Here is a 21,121-nt window from a genome sequence, read left to right on the forward strand (position 1 = left end):
TGCATTCCCACGCAGAGCATGGGAGCGATCGGCAGGCCAAAAAAAGCCCCGCTCTTCTTCCAAAGGCGGGGCTTTGCGTTGCGCTATCCGATCAGAACAAATCGATTGGCGCTGCCTCATCGGCTGGTAGCGGGCTGCCCGGCACACTGCCGTTGCTCAGCTCATTCACCGACGGTGGCGTGTCTTCGGCCTTGAACAGTTCGAAGTAGGCACCTGGCGTACTTGGGGTGGCCGCGCGGCCGCTGATCGGATCGACGCGCAGGCTGAGAATGCCTTCGGGTTCCGCTTGGGTGTGGGGCGGTTTGTCTTTGAGGGCCGCGGCCATGTAGTTCATCCAGATCGGCAAGGCAACGGTGCCGCCGAACTCGCGTTTGCCCAGGCTTTCCGGTTGGTCGAAGCCGGTCCAGACGGTGGTCACGTAATCGGCGTTGTAGCCGGAGAACCAGGCGTCCTTGGATTCGTTGGTGGTACCGGTCTTGCCCGCGATGTCGCTGCGACCCAACGCCAGCGCACGGCGGCCGGTGCCGAGTTTGATCACATCCTCAAGCATGCTGTTGAGGATGTAAGTAGTGCGCCCGTCGATGATGCGCTCGGCCACGGCCGGCGTTTGTGGCATTGGCTGGGCGCTCGGTGCTTCGCCTGGGGTAGCGTTGACCGTGAAGGTGTCGGAGGCCGGCATGGCGATGCCATCGCTGGCTACGGCGCCTTTCGGAACGCTCGGCGGGTTGGCGACGAATAGCGTGTCGCCGTTGCGGCTTTCGATCTTGTCGATGATGTACGGGGTGATCTTGTAGCCGCCATTGGCGAAGGTGGCCCAGCCGGTGGCGATTTCCATTGGCGTCAGGGTCGCGGTACCCAAGGCCAGGGACAGGTTGCGCGGCAGGTCCTGCTTGTTGAAGCCGAACTTGCTGATGTAGTCGATGGTGCGGTCGACACCCAGCGCTTGCAGCAGGCGGATCGATACCAGGTTGCGCGACTTGTAGAGCGCTTCACGCATGCGGATCGGGCCGAGGAAGGTGTTGGTGTCGTTCTTAGGACGCCAGACTTTGTCCAGGTACTCGTCGACGAACACGATCGGTGCGTCGTTCACCAGGCTGGCGGCGGTATAGCCGTTGTCCAGGGCGGCGCTGTAGACGAACGGCTTGAAGCTCGAACCCGGCTGACGTTTGGCCTGCATGGCGCGGTTGTAGTTGCTCTGCTCGAAGGCGAAACCGCCGACCAGCGAACGAATGGCGCCGTTCTGCGGGTCGAGGGAAACCAGTGCGCCTTGAGCCTGCGGAATCTGGCTGAATTTGAGCGAACCGTCTGGCTGGCGCTGCACGCGAATCAGATCACCGACCTGTGCGACATCCGACGGCTGCTTCGGATTGGCGCCCATGCTGTTGGTGTTCAGGAACGGACGAGCCCACTTCATGGTTTCCCAGGCGACATGCTCTTCGCCGGTACCCGTGCGGGTCAACACCTGCACGCCGTTCTTGTCGACCTGGGTCACGATCGCCGGTTCCAGGCCGCTGATGATTCGCTGTTTGGTCAACTCCTGAGTCCAGGCCTCTCGGGTTTTACCCGGCAGGCGTGACTCGGGGCCGCGATAACCGTGCCGTTGGTCGTAGGTCATCAAGCCTTCATGAACCGCGGTGTTGGCCATCTCCTGCAAATTGCTCGGTACCGTGGTGGTGACACGGAAACCCTCGGTGTACGCATCGCTGCCATAGCGGCCGACCATTTCGGCGCGGGCCATTTCGGCGACGTATGGCGCGTTCACTTCCGGAGTCGGCACATGGTAGCTAGCGTTCAGCGGCTCATTGATCGCAGTGGTGTAGTCGGCTTCGGTAATTTTGCCGAGCTTATACATGCGTCCCAGGATCCAGTCGCGACGCTCTTTGCTGCGGGTCGGGTTGGCCAGCGGGTTGAAGCGCGACGGGGCTTTTGGCAGGCCGGCGATCATCGCCATCTGCGCCAGGCTCACGTCACGAATCGACTTGCCGTAATAAACCTGCGCCGCTGCTTCGATGCCGTAGGCGCGGTTGCCCAGATAGATCTTGTTGACGTACAGCTCGAGGATCTCGTCCTTGGTCAACTGCCGTTCGATCTGCAGGGCCAGGAGGATTTCGGTGGTTTTGCGCGAGAAGCTGCGTTCGCTGGTCAGGAAGAAGTTCTTCGCTACCTGCATGGTGATGGTGCTGCCGCCGGACTGAATATGTCCGCTTTTTACCAGCTGGGTGGCGGCACGCATCAGGCTGCTGGGATCGACGCCGTAGTGGTTGGCGAAATTGTCGTCCTCAGCACTTAGTAACGCATTAATGAAATTGGGGGGAATGTCGGCGAAACGGATTGGCGTACGGCGCATTTCGCCAAATTCTGCGATCAACTTGTTGTCGCTGCTGTACACCCGCAAAGGAATCTGCAACTGAATACTTCTCAGCGCCTCCACGGATGGCAATCCGGGGCTAAGGTAAAGAAAAGCGCCGCTCAGACCCAGGAGCAGTCCGCAGAAAACGGCGACGATGGACCAACCGAAAAATTTCAGCAGACGAATCAAGGCTTTTGGATATCCAGGGTAAAGAATGAATTAGGCATCAGGGGTTCAGGCTATACACAGAATGACCCGCGCTTGCAGTGAAAGCGGAAAAAACGCTCAGCATTATAAGCATTTTTCCGTCGGGGAGCGTCATTTGCGCTTCTGTCAAGACGGAGGGTATTGAACGCAATGGATATTACAGAGTCCGTAACTCACGGATAGTCATAGGGAATTGGTAGTGCTAGGACTCTTCAATAAAAAAGCCAATACGCTTCTGGGGATCGACATCAGCTCTACGTCGGTGAAGCTACTGGAACTCAGTCGTCAAGGCGACCGGTACCGGGTCGAGGCCTATGCGGTCGAGCCGCTGCCTGCCAGCGCCGTGGTCGAGAAAAATATCGCCGAGCTCGAAGGGGTGGGGCAGGCGCTTGCGCGCGTGCTATCCAAGGCCAAAACCAGCCTCAGGAACGTTGCCGTGGCGGTGGCCGGTTCGGCGGTGATCACCAAGACCATCGAGATGGACGCCGGTCTTTCCGACGACGAGATGGAAAACCAACTGAAGATCGAGGCCGATCAGTACATCCCTTATCCACTGGATGAAGTGGCGATCGATTTCGAGGTGCAAGGCGTGTCGGCGCGCAACCCCGAGCGGGTCAGTGTGCTGCTGGCGGCGTGTCGCAAGGAAAACGTCGAGGTCCGTGAAGCGGCCCTGGCTCTGGCCGGGCTGACCGCGCGCGTGGTCGACGTCGAAGCTTATGCCCTGGAGCGATCGTTCGGCCTGCTGGCAACCCAGTTGGCCGCCTCTCAGGAGCGCCTGACCGTGGCGGTGGTCGATATCGGGGCCACCATGACCACCCTGAGCGTGTTGCACAACGGGCGGATCATCTACACCCGCGAACAATTGTTCGGCGGCCGTCAACTGACGGAAGAGATCCAGCGTCGTTATGGCTTGACGGTCGAACAGGCGGGGCTGGCGAAGAAGCAGGGCGGTTTGCCGGACGATTACGTCAGCGAGGTCTTGCAGCCATTTCGTGATGCGTTGGTGCAGCAAGTGTCGCGTTCATTGCAGTTTTTCTTTGCTTCTGGCCAGTACAACTCGGTCGATCACATCCTCCTGGCCGGCGGCACCGCCTCGGTCCCCGGGCTGGAGCGATTGATCGAGCAGCGACTGGGTACGCCGACCCAGGTCGCCAATCCATTCTCCAACATGACCTTGAGCAGCAAGGTCAACGCCGGTGCCCTGGCGAGCGATGCCCCGGCACTGATGATTGCTTGCGGGCTGGCCCTCAGGAGTTTCGACTGATGGCGCGGATCAATCTTTTACCCTGGCGTGAAGAGTTGCGCGAAGGGCGTCGCAAACGCTTTTTACTGGCATTGGTCGGTGTGCTAGTGGGGGCGGTGGCAGCGCTGCTGGTTGCGGACCAGGTCATTAACAGCGCCATTAATCGGCAAATCGCCCGTAACGATTACATCGGCAAGCAGATTGCCGTGGTCGACGAGCGGATCAAACAGATCAGCGATCTGAAGGCTCGCCGACAGCAGCTCGTCGAGCGCATGCGCATTATTCAGGACCTGCAAGGCAACCGGCCGATCAGCGGGAGGATTTTCGATCAATTGGCGCGTACCTTGCCGGACGGGGTTTATTTCACCGAAGTGAAAATGGTCGGCAAAACCGTGTCCATCACCGGCGCGGCGGAATCCAACAACCGGGTTTCGGATCTGATGCGCAATCTTGATGCCTCCGATTGGTTCGATGCGCCCAACCTCACGGAAGTCAAGGCGACCACCGCCGGTCAGCTGGATCAGGCCAATGTCTTTCAGTTGACCGTCCGTCAGACCCAGCCCGCGATTGTGGGGGGCGCTAAATGAAACCATCGGAATGGTTCGAAGGGTTGCGCCAGATCGACATCAACGATCTGGACACCAACAACATGGGTTCCTGGCCTCCGGCGATCAAGGTCCTGGCGAGTGTCCTGCTGATGGTCCTGGTGCTAACCCTTGGCTACAGCTTCTTGATCAGTGACCTGCAAAACCACCTGGAACTCAGGCGCGAGGAAGAATCGACGCTCAGGGAGCAATTCGCGACCAAAGCCCATATGGCGGCGAATCTGGAGCTGTATACCCAGCAGATGAAGGAAATGGAAAACTCCTTCGGCATGCTTTTGCGGCAATTGCCCAGCGACACCGAAGTGCCCGGCTTGCTGGAGGACATCACCCGCACCGGCCTGGGCAGCGGCCTGGAGTTCGAAGAAATCAAGCTGCTCCCGGAGGCTACCCAGCAGTTCTACATCGAGCTCCCTATCCAGATCACCGTCACCGGCGCTTATCACGACCTGGCCACTTTTGTCAGCGGCGTGGCCGGGCTGCCACGGATCGTCACCCTGCATGACTTCGACCTGGCGCCGGCCAATCCCGATGGCGGTCCGAAGTTGCGCATGAGCATCCTGGCCAAGACCTATCGCTACAACGACAAGGGGTTGCAGAAATGAGCCCGATTCGTTGCCTGTCGATGGTTATGTGCCTGGTCATCCTGGCCGGTTGTGGCGGCGACAATGATTTCAGCGACCTGGACGCCTACCTGAACGAAGTGCGCCTGCGTGCCCCCGGCAAAATTGAACCAACGCCGACATTCCGGTCTTACCCGACATTCACCTATAACGCTGCCAACCTGCGTAGCCCGTTCTCCCGACAGGTCAGAGTCGATCTGGCCGGTCAGAAGCACGGCTCGCGTAACGTCAAACCCGACCCCAACCGGGTCAAACAGTACCTCGAAGGTTTCAACATCGAACAGTTTGAAATGGTCGGCACCCTCTCCAATGCAACCGGCTCCTTTGCGCTGCTGCGCGGGGCAGGCGGCGTGCATCGGCTGAAAGTCGGCGATTACCTGGGGCGTAACGATGGGCGGATCGTCGCCATCAGCGGTTCGCAAGTCGACGTGGTCGAAATCGTTCCTGACGGCGAAGGCGCCTGGCTGGAACGGCCGCGGACCATCCCTTTGAAAGAGCACTCATAGTGGAACTCGAATAATGAACAGGATTTTCTCAACCTTCGGTATTTCGCTATGGATAGCGTTTCTGTCGCCGATGGTGCTGGCGGCCAACCTCAAAGCGCTGGATGTCGCCGCGCTGCCCGGTGACCGTGTCGAGTTGAAGTTGTCGTTCGATGGGCCGCCACCGCAGCCCCACGGTTACACGACAGAGCAGCCTGCGCGGATTGCGCTGGACCTGCCTGGGGTCACCAGTCAGCTGGCGAACAAGAATCGGGATCTGGGCGGCGGCAATGCCCGCAGCGCCACGGTCGTTGAGGCCAAGGACCGTACGCGGCTGATCATCAGCCTGACTCAATTGACGCCATACAACGCTCGCGTCGAAGGCAACAATTTGTTCGTGGTTGTCGGGCAAGGGGCCGGTAGCAAGGCGCCCAAACCGGCCGCCAGCGCACCGCGCGCAGCCACTGCGACGCCAGCGCCCGCCAGGGTCAATGCACCCGTGGGCAAAGCCATCCGGGGCGTGGATTTCCAGCGCGGCACCCAGGGTGAGGGCAATGTGGTCATCGATCTGTCGGATCCGTCCGTCGCTCCGGACATCCAGGAGCGCGATGGCAAGATCATCGTCGGTTTCACCAAGACCCAGTTGCCTGAACGGTTGCGTGTACGCCTCGACGTCAAGGATTTCGCTACGCCGGTGCAGTTCGTCAACGCCAGCGCCACGGGCGATCGGGCCATCATCAGTATCGAGCCCAGTGGCGCCTTCGATTATTCGACCTATCAGACCGACAACAAACTGACCATCAGCATCCGGCCGATGACTGTCGATGACTTGCAGAAGCGCAACACCGAACGCTTTGCCTACACCGGCGAAAAACTCTCGCTGAATTTCCAGGACATAGATGTGCGCTCGGTGCTGCAGCTGATCGCCGATTTCACCAACCTCAATCTGGTGGCCAGCGACACGGTGCAGGGTGGCATCACGTTGCGTCTGCAGAATGTGCCATGGGATCAGGCGCTGGACCTGGTGTTGAAAACCAAAGGTCTGGATAAGCGCAAGATTAGTAACGTGCTGCTGGTGGCGCCGGCTGATGAAATCGCTGCCCGAGAGCGTCAGGAACTGGAATCGCAGAAGCAGATCTCCGAACTGGCGCCTCTGCGTCGTGAGCTGCTACAGGTCAACTACGCCAAGGCCGCCGATATCGCCAAGCTGTTCCAGTCAGTGACCAGCGCCGAAGCGAAAGTCGACGAACGAGGTTCAATCACTGTCGATGAGCGGACCAACAACATCATTGCCTACCAGACCCAGGATCGCCTCGACGAGCTGCGTCGTATCGTTGCGCAGCTGGATATTCCGGTGCGTCAGGTGATGATCGAGGCGCGCATCGTCGAGGCCAACGTCGATTACGACAAAAGCCTTGGCGTGCGTTGGGGTGGTTCGGCGCAGAAGGGCAACTGGAACACGTCCGGGGTCAACGGCTCTTCGACCACCATTGGTACGCCGGGCAGCACCAGTACCAACTCGCCGTTCGTCGACTTGGGGACCTCTGGCAATACTTCGGGGATCGGCATCGCCTTCATTACCGACAACGTGCTGCTGGACCTTGAGCTTTCGGCCATGGAGAAAACCGGCAACGGCGAAATCGTCTCGCAACCTAAAGTGGTCACGTCCGACAAGGAAACCGCGAAAATCCTCAAAGGCACCGAGATTCCGTATCAGGAAGCCAGTTCCAGCGGCGCCACCTCGGTGTCATTCAAGGAAGCTTCGCTGTCCCTGGAAGTGACCCCGCAGATCACGCCGGACAACCGCATCATCATGGAGGTCAAGGTCACCAAGGATGAACCGGACTACCTGAACAAAGTGCAGGATGTACCGCCGATCAAGAAAAACGAGGTCAACGCCAAGGTGTTGGTTAACGACGGCGAGACCATCGTCATTGGTGGGGTTTTCTCAAATACTCAGAGCAAGGTTGTAGATAAGGTGCCATTTCTCGGCGATGTGCCGTATCTTGGCCGCCTTTTCCGGCGTGACGTGGTTTCGGAGAAAAAATCCGAGCTGCTGGTATTTCTCACTCCGCGTATCATGAACAATCAGGCGATTGCTGTGAGTCATTGATTCTGTGCGAAATTTGATTCTTGTTGGACCGATGGGGGCTGGTAAAAGCACCATCGGCCGGTTGCTGGCCAAAGAGCTGCGCCTGCCGTTCAAAGATTCCGATAAGGAAATTGAATTGCGCACGGGCGCCAATATCCCGTGGATTTTCGATAAGGAAGGCGAACCGGGCTTTCGTGACCGCGAGCAGGCAATGATCGCCGAGCTGTGCGCGTGCGACGGCGTGGTATTGGCGACTGGTGGCGGCGCAGTGATGCGCGAAGCCAATCGCCAGGCGCTGCACGCGGGTGGTCGGGTGGTCTATCTGCATGCGTCGGTCGAGCAGCAGGTCGGCCGAACAGCTCGCGACCGCAATCGGCCACTGCTGCGCACCGCCGACCCGGCGAAAACCCTGCGGGACTTGCTGGCGATCCGTGATCCGCTGTATCGGGAAATCGCCGATCTGGTGGTTGAAACCGATGAGCGGCCGCCGCGGATGGTGGTGCTCGATATCCTCGAACGCTTGCAGCAGCTACCGCCCCGTTAATGCGCGGCGCGAAATGCGCTATCCTCGGCGTCCTGTCGCAGTCGCTCAAGGTTGTGGCGGCTGGCTACCGAATGGCGTCACACCAGCAGACGCCATGGAATTCGTAAACTCAAGGCAGGACGCCTGATTCCATCTTCACTGTGGGGACACATGCAGACACTCAAGGTCGATCTAGGCGAGCGCAGCTACCCGATTCATATTGGCGAAGGTTTGTTGGATCAGCCTGAGCTGCTGGCCCCGCATATCCGCGGGCGGCAAGTAGCGATCATCTCCAACGAGACCGTCGCGCCGCTCTACCTGGAGCGTCTGACCCGCAGCCTCGCGCAGTTCTCGGTGATTTCCGTGGTGCTGCCCGACGGCGAAGCCTTCAAGACCTGGGAAACCCTGCAACTGATTTTCGACGGTCTGCTGACTGCACGGCATGATCGCCGTACCACGGTGATCGCTCTCGGTGGCGGTGTGATCGGTGACATGGCCGGTTTTGCGGCCGCCTGCTACCAGCGAGGCGTCGATTTCATCCAGATACCGACCACGTTGTTGTCGCAAGTCGACTCTTCGGTGGGCGGCAAGACCGGAATCAATCACCCGCTGGGCAAGAACATGGTCGGCGCTTTCTATCAGCCCAATGTGGTGCTGATCGATACCGCCACTCTCAATACTCTGCCGCCCCGAGAACTGTCCGCCGGGCTGGCGGAAGTCATCAAATACGGGCTGATCTGCGACGAGCCATTCCTGACCTGGCTCGAAGATAACGTCGATCGCCTGCGAGCGCTGGACCAGACCGCCCTGACTTATGCCATCGAACGCTCCTGCGCGGCCAAGGCTGCGGTGGTGGGTGCTGACGAGAAAGAGACGGGCGTTCGTGCCACGTTGAACCTGGGCCACACCTTTGGCCACGCGATCGAAACCCATATGGGCTATGGTGTCTGGCTTCATGGTGAAGCAGTCGCTGCTGGCACCGTAATGGCTTTGGAGATGTCCGCGCGCCTGGGCTGGATCAGCGAACAGGAGCGTGATCGCGGTATTCGCCTGTTCCAGCGGGCCGGCCTGCCGGTCATCCCGCCGCAAGAGATGACTGAAGCCGATTTTCTCGAGCACATGGCAATTGACAAGAAAGTGATCGACGGTCGTTTGCGCCTGGTGCTGCTGCGCCACATGGGCGAAGCAGTGGTGACCGACGATTATCCGAAAGAGGTTTTACAGGCCACGCTGGGAGCGGATTACCGCGCCCTGGCTCAGCTTAAAGGTTAATAAGATCCCGATGACTAGTTTGCATGCCGACGAGGCTTTCCTCGGCCATTACCAGTTAAGTCATGACCCTTTCGCTCCACGGGTGCCTGGCTTCAAATTTTTCCCGGCCCAGCGCAAACCGGTGCTGGGGCAACTGCATCATCTGGCCCGTTACAGCCAGTTGTTGCTGGTGGTCACTGGCCCTCAAGGCAGCGGCAAAACTCTGTTGCGTCAGGCCCTGGTGGCCAGCACCAACAAACAGTCAGTGCAGAGCGTGGTGGTTTCCGCCCGTGGCGCCGGCGATGCGGCTGGTGTGCTGCGTCAGGTGGCTCAGGCGCTGAATGTCGAACAGGCCGAAATCGGCGCCGTCCTGGCCCAGGTGGTACAGCTTGCTCTCACGGGGCAGGAAGTCTATTTGCTGGTGGATGATGCCGAGCAACTCGACGAATCCGCGCTGGAAGCCTTGCTGGCTTTAGCTGCGGGCGCGCCGGAAGGTCGCCCTCACGTGTTCCTGTTCGGCGAGTCCTCGCTGATTGCTCAACTTGACGCGCTGAGCCTTGAGGAAGAGCGTTTCCACGTCATCGAATTGCAGCCTTACACCGAAGAAGAAACCCGCGAATATCTGGATCAGCGTCTTGAAGGCGCTGGCCGGGGTATCGAACTTTTCACCGCGGATCAGATCTCTGATATTCACGAAAGCTCCGACGGTTGGCCTGGCAACATCAATCAGGTCGCCCGCGATGCAATGATCGAAGCCATGATTGCCAGCCGCTCAGCGGTGAAGCGTCCAAGTATGGGGTTCAACATGCCGAAGAAACACGTATTGGCGATTTCCGCCGTAGTCGTGGTCGCGGTAGCCGCCGCCTGGTTGATGCCGGGTCGCAGCAAAGCACCGACCACCGGCGCGCCTGCCAATGAACAGGCACAACTGCCATTGGGCCAGGGCGCGCCACAAACTGACAGCAGTGGCGCTCCCGCCGTAGAGTTCGCCGGTAATTCACAACCGATGCCATTGCCGTTGGTCGGCAACTCGCAGCCGGTAATGCGTGGCCCGTTGGCCGAAGCGGCCGGTGGTATCACCGAAGGCGACGACGGCGTGCCGGTCGAAGGTTCCAGCGCTACACCGCCAACCGTGACCACGACTGCGCCGCCTGCCGGCATCCAGCCGGGGCCGGCGCCAACGCCTGCGGCCAAACCGGTTCCAGCGCCGACTCAGGTCGCGACCGCCAAGCCAGCGCCTGCACCTGTTGCCAAACCGGCTCCAGCGCCCGCCAAGCCGGTCGCCGCCGCCAAACCTGCCGAGAAGCCAGTCGCCGTGGCTAAAGCCGCCGGTGGCAGCTGGTACGCAGGCCAGGCGCCGGGTAACTACGTGGTGCAAATCCTCGGCACCAGCTCCGAATCGGCCGCGCAAAGCTTCGTCAAAGAGCAGGGCGGCGAGTACCGTTATTTCAAGAAAGTCCTCAACGGCAAGCCGCTTTACGTCATCACCTACGGTAGCTTCGCCAACCGCGATGCAGCCGTTACCGCCATCAAAGCCTTGCCAGCGAAGGTTCAGGCTGGTAAACCTTGGCCTCGCACTGTCGCCAGCGTCCAACAGGAACTGGCAACAACTCGCTGAAGATTCGGCGGCCTTACCCAGGCCGCCTCTCCAAGCACCTCAAAATTTCTGCAAGCGCATGCCGTCTCTACAGACCGCGTGCCTTGTGGTGTCTGCGTCACAGTGGTCTTTGAGTCGTTGCGGTCAAAATTAAAAAAGTTTTGACTAGCACAGCATATCGCTTTAAACCTTTCACAAATGCGACATAGATTTGCGACATTTCGTCGTCAAATTTGTGAGCCTCTGTGTCGGTGTGTACAATGACCTCCCTTTTGCCCCCGCAAAGCTGGCGTACGTTCGGCGTGGATGGTAACTGGCTGAATTGAAAAGAAATTTGCCTCGATAAGAGGCAGCCTGGTGAGAAAGTGTCTATGAAAGCAGGTCTGTACCAACCAGATGAATTCAAGGATAACTGCGGTTTCGGCCTGATAGCCCATATGCAGGGCGAGCCCAGTCATACCCTTTTGCAAACGGCCATTGAGGCCCTGACCTGCATGACCCACCGCGGTGGGATCAACGCCGACGGCAAGACCGGTGACGGTTGCGGTCTGCTGATTCAAAAGCCGGATGTATTCCTGCGAGCCATCGCCCAGGAAACCTTCGGTGTCGAACTGCCCAAGCAATATGCGGTGGGCATGGTCTTCTTCAACCAGGACCCGGTGAAAGCCGAAGCCGCTCGCGAGAACATGAACCGCGAGATCCTGGCCGAAGGCCTGCAACTGGTCGGCTGGCGCAAAGTGCCGATCGACACCAGCGTCCTCGGCCGCCTGGCCCTTGAGCGCCTGCCGCAAATCGAGCAGGTCTACATCGGCGGTGAAGGCCTGAGCGATCAGGACATGGCGATCAAGCTGTTCAGTGCCCGTCGTCGTTCGTCCGTGGCCAACGCCGCCGACGTCGATCACTACATCTGCAGCTTTTCCCACAAGACCATCATTTATAAAGGCCTGATGATGCCGGCGGACCTGACCGCCTTCTATCCAGACCTGAGCGACCAGCGCCTGCAAACCGCAATCTGCGTGTTCCACCAGCGCTTCTCCACCAACACCTTGCCGAAATGGCCGCTGGCTCAGCCGTTCCGCTTCCTCGCCCACAATGGCGAGATCAACACCATCACCGGCAACCGCAACTGGGCTCAGGCCCGTCGCACCAAGTTCACCAACGATCTGATGGATCTGGAAGAACTCGGCCCGCTGGTGAACCGCGTAGGTTCCGACTCCTCCAGCATGGACAACATGCTCGAGTTGATGGTCACCGGTGGTATCGACCTGTTCCGTGGCGTGCGGATGATCATTCCGCCTGCGTGGCAGAACGTCGAAACCATGGACCCGGATCTGCGCGCGTTCTACGAATACAACTCGATGCACATGGAACCGTGGGACGGCCCGGCCGGCGTGGTAATGACCGATGGTCGTTACGCGGTGTGCCTGCTCGACCGTAACGGTCTGCGTCCGGCGCGTTGGGTCACCACCAAAAACGGCTTCATCACCCTGGCCTCGGAAATCGGTGTCTGGAACTACCAGCCTGAAGACGTGATCGCCAAGGGCCGCGTTGGCCCTGGCCAGATCTTTGCCGTGGACACCGAAACCGGTCAGATCCTCGACACCGATGCCATCGACAACCGTTTGAAGTCCCGTCATCCATACAAGCAATGGCTGCGCAAGAATGCCCTGCGCATCCAGGCGACCATGGAAGACAACGACCATGGTTCGGCGTTCTACGACGTCGATCAGCTCAAGCAGTACATGAAGATGTATCAGGTCACGTTCGAAGAGCGCGACCAGGTGCTGCGTCCGCTCGGCGAACAAGGCTACGAAGCCGTCGGCTCGATGGGCGACGATACGCCGATGGCCGTGCTGTCCCAGCGTGTGCGTACGCCGTACGACTATTTCCGTCAGCAGTTCGCGCAGGTCACCAACCCGCCGATCGACCCGCTGCGCGAAGCCATCGTCATGTCGCTGGAAGTCTGCCTCGGCGCCGAGCGCAACATCTTCCAGGAGTCGCCGGAACACGCCTCGCGCGTGATCCTCAGCTCGCCGGTCGTTTCCCCGGCCAAGTGGCGCTCGCTGATGAACCTCGATCGTCCAGGCTTTGAACGCCAGATCATCGACCTCAACTACGACGAGAGCGTCGGCCTCGAAGCCGCAGTGCGCAATGTCGCCGATCAGGCTGAAGAAGCCGTTCGCGCCGGTCGCACCCAGATCGTGCTGAGTGACCGTCACATCGCTCCGGGCAAGTTGCCGATCCACGCTTCGCTGGCGACCGGCGCGGTGCACCATCGCCTGACCGAAAAAGGCCTGCGTTGCGACTCCAACATCCTGGTGGAAACCGCTACCGCTCGCGATCCGCATCACTTCGCAGTGCTGATCGGTTTCGGTGCTTCGGCGGTTTATCCGTTCCTGGCCTACGAAGTGCTGGGCGACCTGATCCGCACTGGTGAAGTGCTGGGCGACCTCTATGAGGTGTTCAAGAACTACCGCAAAGGGATCACCAAGGGCCTGCTCAAGATCCTGTCGAAGATGGGCATTTCAACCATCACGTCGTATCGCGGTGCGCAGTTGTTCGAAGCCATCGGCCTGTCCGAAGAAGTCTGCGAACTGAGCTTCCGTGGTGTGCCAAGCCGCATCAAGGGCGCGCGTTTCGTCGACATCGAAGCCGAGCAGAAAGCTTTGGCGGCCGAAGCCTGGAGCCCGCGCAAGCCGATCCAGCAAGGCGGCCTGCTGAAGTTCGTCCATGGTGGCGAATATCACGCCTACAACCCGGACGTGGTCAGCACCCTGCAAGCCGCTGTGCAGCAGGGCGACTACAGCAAGTTCAAGGAATACACGGCGCTGGTGGATAACCGTCCGGTGTCGATGATCCGCGATATGTTCAAGGTCAAAACCCTGGACACACCGCTGGACATCAGCGAGATCGAACCGCTGGAATCGGTGCTCAAGCGCTTTGACTCCGCGGGCATTTCTTTGGGCGCATTGTCGCCGGAAGCCCACGAAGCCCTGGCCGAAGCCATGAACCGCCTCGGTGCGCGTTCCAACTCCGGCGAAGGCGGCGAAGACCCGGCGCGCTACGGCACCATCAAGAGCTCGAAAATCAAGCAGGTCGCCACGGGTCGTTTCGGTGTGACCCCGGAATACCTGGTCAACGCTGAAGTGCTGCAGATCAAGGTCGCTCAGGGCGCCAAGCCCGGCGAAGGTGGTCAGCTGCCTGGCGGCAAGGTCAACGGTCTGATCGCCAAGCTGCGCTATGCAGTGCCGGGCGTGACCCTGATTTCGCCTCCGCCGCACCACGACATCTATTCGATCGAAGACTTGTCGCAGCTGATTTTCGACTTGAAACAAGTCAACCCGAAGGCATTGGTCTCGGTGAAGCTGGTTGCAGAAGCCGGCGTCGGCACCATCGCTGCCGGTGTGGCCAAGGCCTACGCGGACTTGATCACCATCTCCGGCTACGACGGCGGTACCGGTGCATCGCCACTGACCTCGATCAAATACGCGGGCGCACCGTGGGAACTCGGCCTGGCCGAAACCCACCAGACCCTGCGCGGCAACGACCTGCGCGGCAAAGTCCGGGTGCAGACCGACGGCGGCCTGAAAACCGGCCTCGACGTGATCAAGGCGGCGATCCTCGGCGCTGAAAGCTTCGGCTTCGGCACCGCGCCAATGATCGCCCTGGGCTGCAAATACCTGCGTATCTGCCACCTGAACAACTGCGCCACCGGCGTTGCGACTCAAAACGAGAAGCTACGCAAGGATCACTACATCGGTACCGTCGACATGGTGGTGAATTTCTTCACCTACGTCGCCGAAGAAACCCGTGAGTGGCTGGCCAAGCTGGGCGTGCGCTCCCTCGAAGAGCTGATCGGCCGTACCGATCTGCTGGAAATCCTCGAAGGCCAGACCGCCAAGCAGAACCACCTGGACCTGACCCCGTTGCTGGGCAGCGATCACATCCCGGCAGACAAGCCTCAGTTCTGCCAGGTCGACCGCAACCCGCCGTTCGACAAAGGTCTGCTGGCCGAGAAAATGGTCGACCTGGCCACTTCGGCCATCAACGACATGAGCGGTGCCGATTTCGCCCTGGATATCTGCAACTGCGACCGTTCCATCGGCGCGCGGATCTCCGGTGAAATTGCTCGCAAGCACGGCAACCAGGGCATGGCCAACGCGCCGATCACCTTCCGCTTCAAAGGCACGGCGGGTCAGAGCTTCGGTGTGTGGAACGCCGGCGGCCTGAACATGTACCTGGAAGGCGATGCCAACGACTACGTCGGCAAGGGCATGACCGGCGGCAAGCTGGTCATCGTTCCGCCGAAGGGCAGCATCTACAAGACTCAGGACAGCGCCATTATCGGCAACACCTGCCTGTATGGCGCCACCGGGGGCAAGCTGTTCGCCGCCGGTACCGCGGGCGAGCGTTTCGCGGTGCGTAACTCCGGTGCTCACACTGTCGTGGAAGGCACTGGCGATCACTGCTGCGAGTACATGACCGGTGGTTTTGTCTGCGTATTGGGCAAGACTGGCTACAACTTCGGCTCAGGCATGACCGGCGGTTTCGCCTACGTGCTCGACCAGGACAACACCTTCGTTGACCGGGTCAACCACGAACTGGTGGAAATCCAGCGGATCAGCGGTGAGGCGATGGAAGCCTATCGCAGCCACCTGCAACGCGTGCTGAACGAATACGTCGAGGAAACCGACAGCGAGTGGGGTCGTAACCTCGCTGAAAACCTCGATGACTATCTGCGTCGTTTCTGGCTGGTCAAGCCCAAGGCTGCCAACCTGAAATCGTTGCTTTCCAGCACCCGTGCCAACCCGCAGTGATATGCGCCTGAAGAGTTTGATGAGGTTTTAACAATGGCTGAACGTCTGAATAACGACTTCCAGTTCATCGATGTCGGGCGCAAAGATCCGAAGAAGAAACTGTTGCGTCAACGCAAGAAAGAGTTCGTGGAAATCTACGAACCGTTCAAGCCCCAGCAGTCGGCCGATCAAGCCCACCGCTGCCTGGGTTGCGGTAACCCGTATTGCGAATGGAAGTGCCCGGTGCACAACTTCATTCCCAACTGGCTGAAACTGGTGGCCGAGGGCAACATCCTGCAGGCCGCCGAGCTGTCGCACCAGACCAACACCCTGCCGGAAGTGTGCGGCCGGGTGTGTCCTCAGGATCGTCTGTGTGAGGGTGCCTGCACCCTCAACGACGGTTTTGGTGCGGTGACCATCGGCTCGGTCGAGAAGTACATCACCGATACCGCGTTCGCCATGGGCTGGCGCCCGGACATGTCCAAGGTCAAACCGACCGGCAAGCGTGTTGCGGTGATCGGCGCGGGCCCTGCGGGCCTGGGCTGTGCCGACGTGCTGGTACGTGGCGGCGTAACCCCGGTGGTGTTCGACAAGAACCCGGAAATCGGCGGTCTGCTGACCTTCGGCATCCCCGAGTTCAAGCTGGAAAAGACCGTGCTGAGCAATCGCCGCGAAGTCTTCACCGGCATGGGCATCGAGTTCCGTCTGAACACCGAAATCGGCAAGGACGTGACCATCGAGCAACTGCTCGAAGAATACGATGCCGTGTTCATGGGCATGGGCACCTACACCTACATGAAGGGCGGCTTTGCCGGTGAGGATCTGCCGGGTGTGCATGACGCGCTGGATTTCCTGATCGCCAACGTCAACCGCAACCTGGGCTTTGAAAAGTCGCCGGAAGATTTCGTCGACATGAAAGGCAAGAAGGTCGTGGTACTGGGTGGCGGCGACACGGCGATGGACTGCAACCGCACTTCGATCCGCCAGGGCGCCAAAGCGGTGACCTGTGCCTATCGTCGTGACGAAGCGAACATGCCGGGCTCGCGCAAAGAGGTGAAGAACGCCAAGGAAGAAGGCGTGAAATTCCTCTACAACCGCCAGCCGATCGCGATCGTCGGTGAAGACCGTGTCGAAGGCGTGAAGGTGGTCGAGACCCGTCTCGGCGAACCGGACGCCCGTGGCCGTCGCAGCCCTGAGCCGATCCCGGGCTCCGAAGAGATCATCCCGGCCGACGCCGTGGTCATCGCCTTCGGTTTCCGCCCAAGCCCGGCATCGTGGTTCGAACAGTTCAGCATCCAGACCGACAGCCAGGGCCGCGTCGTGGCGCCGGAACAAGGCCAGTACAAACACCAGACCAGCAACCCGAAAATCTTCGCCGGTGGCGACATGGTCCGCGGTTCCGACCTGGTGGTGACGGCGATCTTCGAAGGCCGCAATGCGGCTGAAGGGATCCTGGATTACCTGGGGGTCTGATCACTTTCCAAAACTGGAATGCGATCAAATGTGGGAGCGGGCTTGCTCGCGAAGGCGGTGTAACAGTCAATATTGATGTCGACTGTTACACCGCATTCGCGAGCAAGCCCGCTCCCACAGTCGTTTTGTGGTGTTGCGAAGACAGTGTTCCACCGCGACAAATTGACCCGATAGACAAAAGGAACGGCTCTTGCCGTGCCTTTTGCGCCCGGCTCTGAGAAAATGCCCGCACTTTTTTTCCGGATGCCGACATGACTGCCCTGAAGAACGACCGTTTCCTTCGCGCCCTGCTCAAGCAACCCGTAGACGTCACCCCTGTGTGGATGATGCGTCAGGCCGGTCGCTACCTGCCTGAATACCGCGCCAGCCGTGCCAAGGCCGGTGACTTCATGAGCCTGTGCATGAACCCGGCGTTCGCTTGCGAAGTCACGATGCAGCCGCTCGACCGCTATCCGCAACTGGACGCGGCGATCCTGTTCTCCGACATCCTCACCATCCCGGACGCCATGGGCCAAGGCCTGTACTTCGAAACCGGTGAAGGTCCGCGCTTCAAGAAAGTCATCAGCACCCTGGCCGATATCGAAGCCCTGCCGATTCCTGATCCGCATAAAGATCTCGGCTACGTCATGGATGCGGTCAGCACCATCCGTCGCGAACTGAACGGCCGCGTGCCGCTGATCGGCTTCTCGGGCAGCCCATGGACGTTGGCGACCTACATGGTCGAAGGCGGCTCGTCGAAAGACTTCCGCAAGACCAAAGCCATGCTCTACGACAACCCGCAAGCCATGCATTTGCTGCTGGACAAGCTCGCACAGTCGGTCACTTCGTACCTCAACGGCCAGATCATGGCCGGCGCGCAAGCGGTGCAGATCTTCGACACCTGGGGCGGTAACCTCTCCGCAGCGGCCTACCAGGAATTCTCCCTGGCCTACATGCGTAAAATCGTCAGCGGCCTGATCCGCGAGCACGAAGGCCGCAAAGTGCCGGTCATCCTGTTCACCAAGAACGGTGGCCTGTGGCTGGAAAGCATCGCTGACGCTGGCGCGGATGCGCTGGGCCTGGACTGGACCTGCGACATTGGTGAAGCCCGCCAGCGCGTCGGCAACAAAGTCGCCCTGCAAGGCAACATGGACCCGACCGTGCTCTACGCCAAGCCAGAAGCCATCCGCGCCGAAGTTGGTCGCATTCTCGCCAGCTACGGCAAGGGCAGCGGCCACGTGTTCAACCTCGGTCATGGCATCACCCCGGAAGTCGATCCGGAACATGCCGGTGCGTTCCTGCGTGCGGTGCATGAGCTGTCGGCGCAGTATCACGAGTGATCGTGGCCCAATAAAAAACGCCCGGCTTTGCCGGGCGTTTTTGTATGAGACATCAGGTAGTACTCAGTCAATGTGGGAGCGGGCTTGCTCGCGAAAGCGGTTGAACATTCAACATCGATGTTGACTGATCCACCGCTTTCGCGAGCAAGCCCGCTCCCACAAGGTTTTGTGTCAAGCCTTCACATCGCCCAACGGCGGCAACTTCGCCAGCTTCAATGCCACCAACAGCGCAATCACCAACAACCCGCCAATAAACAACCCGGTCCCGTTCCAGCCACCCAAGTGCCAGGCCACGCCGCCCGCTGTACCCGCGATACTCGACCCGGCGTAATAGCTGAACAGGTACAACGACGACGCCTGTCCTCTGGCCTTGATCGCTCGGCGACCAATCCAGCTACTGGCCACTGAATGCGCACCGAAGAAGCCAAAGGTGAAGATCAGCATGCCAATGATCACCACCGGCAACGGCGTGAGCATGGTCAGGGCGAGGCCAGCGATCATCAGCACGATGGTTGCCCAGAGCACTTTGCGCCGGCCGAGCTGGTCGGCCAGGGCGCCGATTTTTGCCGAGCTGTAGATGCCCGACAGGTACACCACCGAGAGCAGCCCGACGAACGCCTGGTCCATATGGTACGGCTCGGCCAGCAAGCGATAGCCGATGTAGTTGAACAGCGTGACGAACGCACCCATCAGCACGAACGCCTCAAGGAACAGCAGTGGTAGGCCGGCATCGCGAAAGTGCATGGTGAAGCCGTCGAGCAGGCTGCGCGGATGCAACGAGCGGGCGCGGAAGTTGCGCGACTCGGGAAGGATCTTCCAGAACACCGCTGCGGCAATCAGCGCCAGGCCACCGATGACCAGCATCGCCGTATGCCAGCTGACGAAGTCGATCAATACCCCGACGATCAATCGCCCACACATGCCGCCAATAGCGTTGCCACCGATGTACAAGCCCATGGCCAGGCCAAGGTGCTGCGGATGGATTTCTTCGCTCAGGTAAGTCATCGCCACCGCCGCCAGACCGCTCAACGACAACCCCACCAGCGCCCGCATCACCAGCACGCCTTGCCAGCTCGGGATCATTGCGCTGGCCATGGTGCAGAAAGCGGCGGCGAACAGCGCAGCGACCATCACCGATTTACGCCCGATGCGATCAGAGATGGGGCCGGTGATCAGCAAGCCGATGGCGAGCATGCCGGTGGCGACCGACAGGATCAGGCTGCTCTGGGCTGCGTTGATGGAAAATTCGTGTGACAGCAGCGGCATCATCGGCTGCACGCAATACAGCAGGGCAAAGGTCGCGAAACCGCCCGAGAACAGCGCCAGCACCGTGCGCATGAACATCGGCGTGCCTTTTTCGATATAGATCTCGCTTCGCTCGGCGACGACATCATCCAGCGCAGTGGGCGGAATTTCATGGGCGAGTGGGGCGACAGCAGTTTTCACTTCGGACCTCGGAGGGGCGCAGCCGGTCAGGCAATGAAAAAATCATATAGCTGGCTAATGATTCAATCCAATATATTGTTCGACCTGTTTGATAGGTTTAACGACCTAATGGAGTTTTCATGGAATTGCGCCACCTGCGCTACTTCATTGCAGTCGCCGAAGAACTGCATTTCGGCCGCGCCGCCCAGGTGCTGGGCATCTCGCAACCACCGCTGAGCCAGCAGATTCAGGCGCTGGAGCAGGAGGTGGGAACACGTCTATTTGAACGGACCAATCGTCGGGTCGAACTCAGTGAGGCGGGGCGATTGTTTCTGGAAGAGGCGCGGTTGGTGCTGGCTCAGGTCGACAAAGCGGCCGATGTTGCACGGCGGGCACAACTCGGTGAGTTGGGTGAACTGAAGATCGGCTTCACCTCGTCGGCACCGTTCAACTCGACCATTCCCCAGGCGATTTTCTCGTTTCGCCAGCGCTTCCCGGCAGTGCACTTGAACCTGCGGGAGATGAGCAGCACCCAAGTGGCCGATGCACTGGTGGACGAATCAATCGAAGTCGGGATCATGCGGCCGCTTGGGCTGCCGGACTCGCTCAGCGTAGTGGAATTGATGCGCGAGCCACTGGTGGCGGTCCTCAGCTCCAAGCATCCGCTGGTGAATGGCAGCGAAGAAGGTTTATTCCTCTCGGCGCTAGCCCTCGAACCATTCGTATTTTTCCCGCGCAGCTATGGCAGTGGTTTGTATGCACAGCTGCTCAGCCTGGCGCGGGATGCCGGTTTCAGCCCGCACTTCGCGCAAGAGGCTGGCGAGGCGATGACGATTATCGGGTTGGTGGCGGCAGGTTTGGGAGTGTCGGTGTTGCCGGCGTCGTATCAGCGGATGCGTATTGATGGTGTTGTGTATCGGCCTTTGCTTGACCCGGAAGCGGTGTCGGCGGTGTGGCTGGTGCAGCGTAAGGATCAGAAGTCGCCGATGGCCAAGGCGTTTGTGGAGTTGTTGACGCGTAAGGTTGAACCGTTAACACCATAACTGCGAGCGCCCGAAAGAGGGACATTTCAGGTTACGGATCTGCCTTGGTATTTGCCCGGTTCTTGCGCAGAATCGTTTTTTTTCGATGAGTGCCA

The 21,121-nt window shown here is 59.8% G+C and carries 14 protein-coding genes; 12 read left to right on the forward strand and 2 right to left on the reverse strand.

From position 1 onward, the window contains the following. Window positions 1–91: 91 nt before the first annotated feature. A complete protein-coding gene (locus IB250_RS27530; RefSeq protein ID WP_412548357.1) occupies window positions 92–2,536 on the reverse strand; it encodes a penicillin-binding protein 1A in 2,445 nt (814 codons plus the stop codon). A 220-nt stretch (window positions 2,537–2,756) separates the two neighbouring features. Here IB250_RS27530 and IB250_RS27535 point away from each other — a divergent pair, with 220 nt between their 5' ends. The 11 genes from IB250_RS27535 (at window position 2,757) to hemE (ending at window position 18,558) form a co-directional block, all read left to right on the forward strand. Continuing rightward, the gene (locus IB250_RS27535) at window positions 2,757–3,821 is read left to right on the forward strand and encodes a pilus assembly protein PilM (RefSeq protein ID WP_192346747.1); all 1,065 of its coding nucleotides are present in this window, start codon (window positions 2,757–2,759) and stop codon (window positions 3,819–3,821) included. Further along, window positions 3,821–4,387, forward strand: a complete 567-nt coding sequence (locus IB250_RS27540; RefSeq protein ID WP_192346749.1) for a PilN domain-containing protein — start codon at window positions 3,821–3,823, stop codon at window positions 4,385–4,387. The genes IB250_RS27535 and IB250_RS27540 overlap by 1 nt, the downstream gene beginning before the upstream one ends. Continuing rightward, the gene (gene pilO, locus IB250_RS27545) at window positions 4,384–5,007 is read left to right on the forward strand and encodes a type 4a pilus biogenesis protein PilO (protein WP_008067650.1); all 624 of its coding nucleotides are present in this window, start codon (window positions 4,384–4,386) and stop codon (window positions 5,005–5,007) included. The genes IB250_RS27540 and pilO overlap by 4 nt, the downstream gene beginning before the upstream one ends. Continuing rightward, window positions 5,004–5,531, forward strand: a complete 528-nt coding sequence (locus IB250_RS27550) for a pilus assembly protein PilP (protein ID WP_123499940.1) — start codon at window positions 5,004–5,006, stop codon at window positions 5,529–5,531. The genes pilO and IB250_RS27550 overlap by 4 nt, the downstream gene beginning before the upstream one ends. A 13-nt stretch (window positions 5,532–5,544) precedes the next feature. Beyond that, window positions 5,545–7,620 carry a type IV pilus secretin PilQ gene (gene pilQ, locus IB250_RS27555; RefSeq protein ID WP_192346751.1) on the forward strand — a complete coding sequence of 692 codons (2,076 nt, stop codon included), beginning with the start codon at window positions 5,545–5,547 and terminating at the stop codon, window positions 7,618–7,620. Window positions 7,621–7,624: 4 nt separating this feature from the next. After that, a complete protein-coding gene (gene aroK / locus IB250_RS27560; RefSeq protein WP_192346753.1) occupies window positions 7,625–8,143 on the forward strand; it encodes a shikimate kinase AroK in 519 nt (172 codons plus the stop codon). Window positions 8,144–8,293: 150 nt separating this feature from the next. Then, window positions 8,294–9,394 carry a 3-dehydroquinate synthase gene (gene aroB, locus IB250_RS27565; protein WP_192346755.1) on the forward strand — a complete coding sequence of 367 codons (1,101 nt, stop codon included), beginning with the start codon at window positions 8,294–8,296 and terminating at the stop codon, window positions 9,392–9,394. Window positions 9,395–9,404: 10 nt separating this feature from the next. Further along, complete coding sequence (locus tag IB250_RS27570; RefSeq protein WP_192346757.1) at window positions 9,405–10,991, forward strand: SPOR domain-containing protein; 1,587 nt, start codon at window positions 9,405–9,407, stop codon at window positions 10,989–10,991. Window positions 10,992–11,341: 350 nt separating this feature from the next. Next, window positions 11,342–15,787 carry a glutamate synthase large subunit gene (gltB, locus tag IB250_RS27575; protein ID WP_192346759.1) on the forward strand — a complete coding sequence of 1,482 codons (4,446 nt, stop codon included), beginning with the start codon at window positions 11,342–11,344 and terminating at the stop codon, window positions 15,785–15,787. Between the two features lie 33 nt (window positions 15,788–15,820). Beyond that, window positions 15,821–17,239 carry an FAD-dependent oxidoreductase gene (locus IB250_RS27580; RefSeq protein WP_192346761.1) on the forward strand — a complete coding sequence of 473 codons (1,419 nt, stop codon included), beginning with the start codon at window positions 15,821–15,823 and terminating at the stop codon, window positions 17,237–17,239. 251 nt (window positions 17,240–17,490) lie between these two features. After that, window positions 17,491–18,558 carry a uroporphyrinogen decarboxylase gene (hemE, locus tag IB250_RS27585; RefSeq protein WP_008067641.1) on the forward strand — a complete coding sequence of 356 codons (1,068 nt, stop codon included), beginning with the start codon at window positions 17,491–17,493 and terminating at the stop codon, window positions 18,556–18,558. A gap of 171 nt (window positions 18,559–18,729) precedes the next feature. On the opposite strand, the gene IB250_RS27590 is transcribed toward hemE, so the two are convergent. Further along, window positions 18,730–19,971 carry an MFS transporter gene (locus IB250_RS27590; RefSeq protein WP_412548358.1) on the reverse strand — a complete coding sequence of 414 codons (1,242 nt, stop codon included), beginning with the start codon at window positions 19,969–19,971 and terminating at the stop codon, window positions 18,730–18,732. A gap of 152 nt (window positions 19,972–20,123) precedes the next feature. Between IB250_RS27590 and IB250_RS27595 the strand changes: the two genes are divergently transcribed. Beyond that, window positions 20,124–21,026: a LysR family transcriptional regulator gene (locus tag IB250_RS27595; RefSeq protein WP_192346765.1), complete on the forward strand. Its 903-nt coding sequence runs from the start codon at window positions 20,124–20,126 to the stop codon at window positions 21,024–21,026. The last annotated feature ends 95 nt before the right edge of the window (window positions 21,027–21,121 follow it).

It is taken from the genome of Pseudomonas sp. PDM09 (assembly GCF_014852305.1).
GTDB lineage: Bacteria > Pseudomonadota > Gammaproteobacteria > Pseudomonadales > Pseudomonadaceae > Aquipseudomonas.